Annotated in this window: 7 protein-coding genes and 1 pseudogene; 2 read left to right on the top strand and 6 right to left on the bottom strand. The window is 40.9% G+C overall.

The genetic code is table 11. The annotated features are described in order from the left end of the window. Positions 1–101: 101 nt before the first annotated feature. From LC653_RS44465 to LC653_RS44485, 5 genes are all read right to left on the bottom strand, one after another. Positions 102–779, bottom strand: a complete 678-nt coding sequence (locus LC653_RS44465; RefSeq protein ID WP_229501624.1) for an N-6 DNA methylase — start codon at positions 777–779, stop codon at positions 102–104. Then, positions 779–1,633, bottom strand: a complete 855-nt coding sequence (locus tag LC653_RS44470) for a hypothetical protein (RefSeq protein ID WP_229501625.1) — start codon at positions 1,631–1,633, stop codon at positions 779–781. The genes LC653_RS44465 and LC653_RS44470 overlap by 1 nt, the downstream gene beginning before the upstream one ends. Before the next feature lie 48 nt (positions 1,634–1,681). Continuing rightward, the gene (locus LC653_RS44475; protein WP_229501626.1) at positions 1,682–2,425 is read right to left on the bottom strand and encodes a hypothetical protein; all 744 of its coding nucleotides are present in this window, start codon (positions 2,423–2,425) and stop codon (positions 1,682–1,684) included. Positions 2,426–3,043: 618 nt separating this feature from the next. After that, positions 3,044–3,382: a type II toxin-antitoxin system RelE/ParE family toxin gene (locus LC653_RS44480; RefSeq protein ID WP_094344623.1), complete on the bottom strand. Its 339-nt coding sequence runs from the start codon at positions 3,380–3,382 to the stop codon at positions 3,044–3,046. Beyond that, the gene (locus tag LC653_RS44485) at positions 3,379–3,633 is read right to left on the bottom strand and encodes a hypothetical protein (protein ID WP_094333544.1); all 255 of its coding nucleotides are present in this window, start codon (positions 3,631–3,633) and stop codon (positions 3,379–3,381) included. The genes LC653_RS44480 and LC653_RS44485 overlap by 4 nt, the downstream gene beginning before the upstream one ends. Before the next feature lie 295 nt (positions 3,634–3,928). On the opposite strand from LC653_RS44485, the gene LC653_RS44490 reads away from it, so the two are divergent. After that, the gene (locus LC653_RS44490) at positions 3,929–4,174 is read left to right on the top strand and encodes a hypothetical protein (protein WP_229501627.1); all 246 of its coding nucleotides are present in this window, start codon (positions 3,929–3,931) and stop codon (positions 4,172–4,174) included. A 123-nt stretch (positions 4,175–4,297) separates the two neighbouring features. After that, positions 4,298–4,646: pseudogene (locus tag LC653_RS44495) on the top strand (hypothetical protein). 62 nt (positions 4,647–4,708) lie between these two features. Here the strand turns inward: LC653_RS44495 and LC653_RS44500 are convergent. Further along, positions 4,709–5,125, bottom strand: coding sequence for a Zn-binding domain-containing protein (locus LC653_RS44500; RefSeq protein WP_229501628.1), 417 nt, complete (start codon positions 5,123–5,125; stop codon positions 4,709–4,711). Positions 5,126–5,284 lie beyond the last annotated feature (159 nt).

The following is a 5,284-nucleotide window of genomic DNA, read 5'->3' on the forward strand; positions in this document are numbered from 1 at the left end:
TCGATGGATTGGATCACCATAAGAGCGGAAATCGTAACTGTAAGGTTTAGCCATAGTAAATCAGGCGAGAGTCGGTCATGATAATACTTATAGTCTATGTCCTAATGGGCTAGACGGTTGCTATACTTTAGGTAAATATGATTTTGCCAAACTTCTGTCATAAACTTTTTAAATTCTTTCATAATTAGCGGTAAATCACTATCAATTTCTTGGGTTTGTTGCCCATTTGTCATTGGACGGAAGAGACGACGACCTCGACTATCAAAACCAATTTTATCCGCAACGGCCATAAAGATTGAGTAGTCTTCTGGTACTGGTAAATCTCCACCTTTGCGTTGAAGAATTAAAAAGCTGGTGATAATTCCCAATCCACATTCTACCTGAAAGTTTTCTGTAGGTAACTGAATGGAAGCAATTAGTAAAGCCATGTCTTCTAATAGCCATTGGCGAAAGTGTGCTTGGTTAGATGAGGACAGAATTCCATTAGATACCAAGATACAGACTATTTCACCAGGTTGCAATTGATTTAAACACTGTTCTACAAATAAGCACTCTTGTTCTGCTTGGGTTTTCAACTTGGATGTAACCACGTAGCTTCCATCTCCGTGTTTTATCCATTTATAAGCCATCTCAAATCGGGCTAGTTCTGAATCGGAAGTGAGATTAATTTTGCAATAGGGAGGATTGGCAAGTGCTACAGTAGGCAAGGAAATTGGCAGAGGAGGATTCCTGACACAATTTTGAAATAGTTGTTGCCACTCAGCAATTTTAATTATCATCAAAATAAACTTCCTTGTAACATATTTTCTGCTTTAGTATTCTCATATTTGATACCATTAATCAGCAAACTATTATTTAGCTTCGGTTTAGGTGCTGATGCGGGAGTTTCATATTTTAAATTTGGTCGAATAAAAGAAATTCCCTTCCCAGTCAGCGTATCTCCGATAACTAAATCTCCACCTAAACTAGGAATAGGTAATGCCAAGTAGGGAGCGTAAAGCATGAAGTTTAAACTTGCTATTTTTATTAGTAGTGAATCGCATTCCCAGCCTGTCAAACTGATGGCATAATTGGACATTTCCAATGCTAATCTTCCTGTACCAAGTGCTGGTTCATATATATGAAATGGTGCTATTGCAGCAGAACTTTCAACTGCTGTAATAGCCATTGTCCTGGCTGTCCAAGTAGGAGTAGGATAGAATTTAGCTCTCGATTGTCCGTAACGATTAGCAGCTAACAAATGACCGAAGTAATCGAAGGGACAAGAAATCAAAAGCTTCAGTTCCAGTTCTTGAATAAGACGATTGCTCGCACCGTTACATCCCTCTGGCTCATGAGGTAATTTAGCAATACTGGGATGCCCTAGAGCATAAAGTAACCAGTCAGTGAAATAGGGAATAAATCTGGAAGGACTGCCACATCCACCTGTAGGAATAGATTGCAGACAGCTTGAGAGCATCTGTAAAACTTGAGGATGTCCTAAGTCTAAAAAGTCAGTTTGTGGTATTTCTTTAGGTAGCTCTCCAGTTTCCATTGTCCATCGCCATTGCTCCCACCTACCTTGATATTCATCATCTAATTTCAGTAGTTTTGATAATAGCCATCCATGTTTAAAATTTGATTTGAGTACCATTGGTGTTATCTGTAATAAGCATTTGCCAATGGCAGAGGCATTAGCCTCTTAAATCTTGACTTCTGGAATAGCTTCTAAATTGACCATTGACGATAACTCAGGAATGACTATGTTTGATTGTGATTTTTCATCTTGAGGTTTAGTCAGTAGTTTAATTAACCATTTTTCAGTCTGCATCTGCTCCTTTTTATTCCAGCGTACATTTAATCTTTGGGCTGGTTTCACAGGATGTAATGCTAAAATTACGATTTGTATTTGGTTAGGATTAACTGAGTATTGTCTAGCCGTAGTCCACAACTTTACCCGGTCTTGCCAGCTTAAATGTGGATGGCGTATAGCCCATTCATAAAGTCTGGGAATACCTTGTTTAAAGGCTATGTTTGTTAATACTTGAATAAAGTGGTTATCGTCATTAATTGCAAGAGGTGCAATAACTGGATTATCGACTAATAACTTTTTCCGAGATTTAAAAATTTCCGGTGCAAGTTCCTGTATTTGAGAAACCCACTGAGCAATTTGAGGATAGGCATTTAATAAAGGTTCTATAGGAAGTCCTAAAAATAGTTGTCTCATCACCAAAGAGAAGTTATCTGCAACTATAGAGTCAAAGGCAGAGCGATTCGGATGAAATTTTTGATTGGGGAATAAGACTTGTTGCTGTGTTTTAGTAATTTGTTGAATATCGGCAAGATTAATTACTGGCATGGTGGAGAGAATATAACATCTCTCCCATGCAGCGGTAAGCTGCAAATTAATTATACGTACAGCCAAGATACAAGAATTAGCTGTCAATCAAGGACATACACCTATTCGTCAGGCAGTCATTGATTACAGCATATATTTAGACATCGATCAGATTGTTCGGCGGTTGACTGCTATGCACTCAGCGATAGTACGGGTAATATCAGGTAAATAAAGCACATCTAATAAGAACTGTAAAATTACTGCACTAAATCTGAAGCAGTATTGTATTGTCACTTTGGATATTATTCAGTCTATTAGAGCAACAATTAGCGTTAGCCAAAGGCTTTGGCGTACCCTTACAGGGAAGCAAGCTACGCGTAGCGTCTCTAAGAGTTGCCATCGCTCCGTTTTATTTTTATTGCTCTCATTACTTCTTTATTTGTTACAAATGTTGTTTTTCTGCGAAAGGCGATCGCTCTGCAACGTGGTTTGCGCTCATGAGTGTAGGCGTAGCCCGTCAAAGAAGAGGAAAAGGGGCAGGGGGCAGGGAGCAGGGGGGGAAACCCCATAAATAAATTTAGGGGCTTGAAACTCTTTTTGCAGAGGGATTTCAGTATCTTTCTCCCCTGCCCCCTGCCCCCTGCTCCCCTGCCTCTTCGGTCACTATCAGGCTACGCCTACACTCTATATCTTGAGGAAGATATTGTGGATGGAATGTCAATACGATCAATCCTCTACTTCCGGCTCACCAATTGTCTTCTGTGCGCCATGACGAATATGGAGAATTCTCACCGTGGGAACAGGCTGATCTTCAAGAACCGTAAATAGAATACGATAGGTTTGCTTCCCTTGCCCGTAAAGAAGCTGACGAATTTCTTGGCTAAAGAAGGCATCCTCTCGAGCGATTGGACAGCGCCGAGGCATTTCTTGCAGAGAGACGATTGCTTTAATCAGCCCTTGATACCAGAGTTGGGCGCGTTCGTCTGTGGTAAACTGAGAAAAACTTAAGAATGCGGCATCCGCTTCGGCTTTCGCAATGCTAGAGAAATCAATGCGGTACGTCATGCTTCAAGAGACAATCCATATTTCTGATTTTGTTCAGCAATGAAGTCCTCTAAACTCGAAAATTGTCCTTGCTCAAAATCATCAAGCCCACGTTGGATTCCCTTTAAAGCCTCAAAAAAATCTTGATCGTCCAAACTCAGTCCTAAAGTCAGCACCGCTAGCGCCATTTGCGAAATATCTTGTCCAGTACTTTCAGCACGCTGTCGCAGCAGTGCCTCAACTTTCGGTGGCAGATCAAGTGTAATGGACATTGTGAGTTTTCCGAGCGTGATACTGGTTTTATTATAGCGATGTCTACAACGGGCTAATTCTAGATACCTGTAAAATTAAGCTGCAAGCGATGGCAACTCTTAGAGACGCTACGCGTAGCTTGCTTCCCTGTAAGGAAGGGTACGCCAAAGCCAACTCTTGGAGACGCTCCGCGTAGCTTGCAACTCCTGCGGAGTAAGGCTAACGCATATCTTATTAAGACATTAATCGTTCAATGAAAATTATGAACGTTAAGATTAAACAAATTGTGTCCCAAATTCTTATGGAGTTTCTGGGATGAATAGTGGCTTAACTTATGAGCAAGAAACCTTTGTGCAAGATAGTATTCCTGTTAGATTAGGAAAATTGGTAACTAATTTAGCACGGATAAATCAACTTTTCAGTGACTCTACACATGAGGATGTGGTCAAAAGCCTGATTAGAGAGACTATGTATTTTCTTGAGTGGATAGCCCCAGATATAGATATTGACAATGCTTTTGAATTAGCAAATTTAGGAAGGTTTCTTACACGCTGGCTGTAAAACTTAGAACAAGCCTGGAATAACACAGAAGCTAAAAACCAGATTATTCAAGAACTTGGCACTTGGTCAGACAGTGTTTTGCAAATGTTAAAATTACCTGCTGTACAACAATCCTAAGTGATAATGACTCAATCCCAACCTCCATTACCACAACCCAAACTAGAATCTGCTGGTATTACTTCTGACCAGTATTTTGAATTTACTCCAGAAAAACTAGAACTGAGCAACGGATATTTGGGTTATGGTGGACAAGACCAACTTGGGTTTCATTTGTCTGTTCTCACCAACATGGGATTGTTGACAGCAGTTCGACATACAAATTTGTCGCTGTGGCTAGAAGCACTTCTTCGGTGTGGTGAGGGAAAAACTACCGACTGTCAACGCCCAACCAGAAGTAGCAGAAGCAATGCTCAATCGATTTAATCGGGCGATTGCAGACTTGGAGGCAGTGATTGAGTATCTGGGACAATAAAATCTGGAAGTTGAGCGATGTCTACGACGATGCTCTTGTCAAACATCAAGTGCAGCGATGGGCTACGCGATCGCATCTAATAACACTAAACCCAGTTGCTTCAATAAAGCAGTGTTACCATCAGGGCAACCATGTTGAATTATACACTTGGCACAGCCAGTATCGCAATTGCAATCTAGGGCGATCGCTCTAGCAGCACTAGCAAGTTTTGGCAGATGTTTAAACACAGCCTCAGCCGCACCATTACCACCATCACTGGTATCATAGAAATAGCCTGTGTAATCGTTATTTTCCCCTAACTCCTTCACTACTGTAAAATTCACCTGTTTTAGGTCAACTCTAGCCACCAGCTGTAACGCTCTCATAATTTGATGCCCAAAGCTGTGGATAGCAATCAAGGTACTGGAATATTCCCACAACTGTTGATAACCAGGGGGAATCGGTTCTCCACTGCGGGTTAAATTGGTTCTAGTTTCCAAGGCATTGTGCTGGAGGTATTCCCGCGCACTTGAGTTATAGCCGTAGCCATTTTAATTAGGACGCAGCTTGCTTGAGAACGATTTCCATAGCATCACGTAAATTATCAGATTTAAGTAATAGCTTGCGAATTCTGCTTTTTAAAGTCGCCCAACACTTTT

The organism is Nostoc mirabile CHAB5784 (assembly GCF_020829645.1).
Classification (GTDB): Bacteria; Cyanobacteriota; Cyanobacteriia; order Cyanobacteriales; family Nostocaceae; genus Nostoc; species Nostoc mirabile.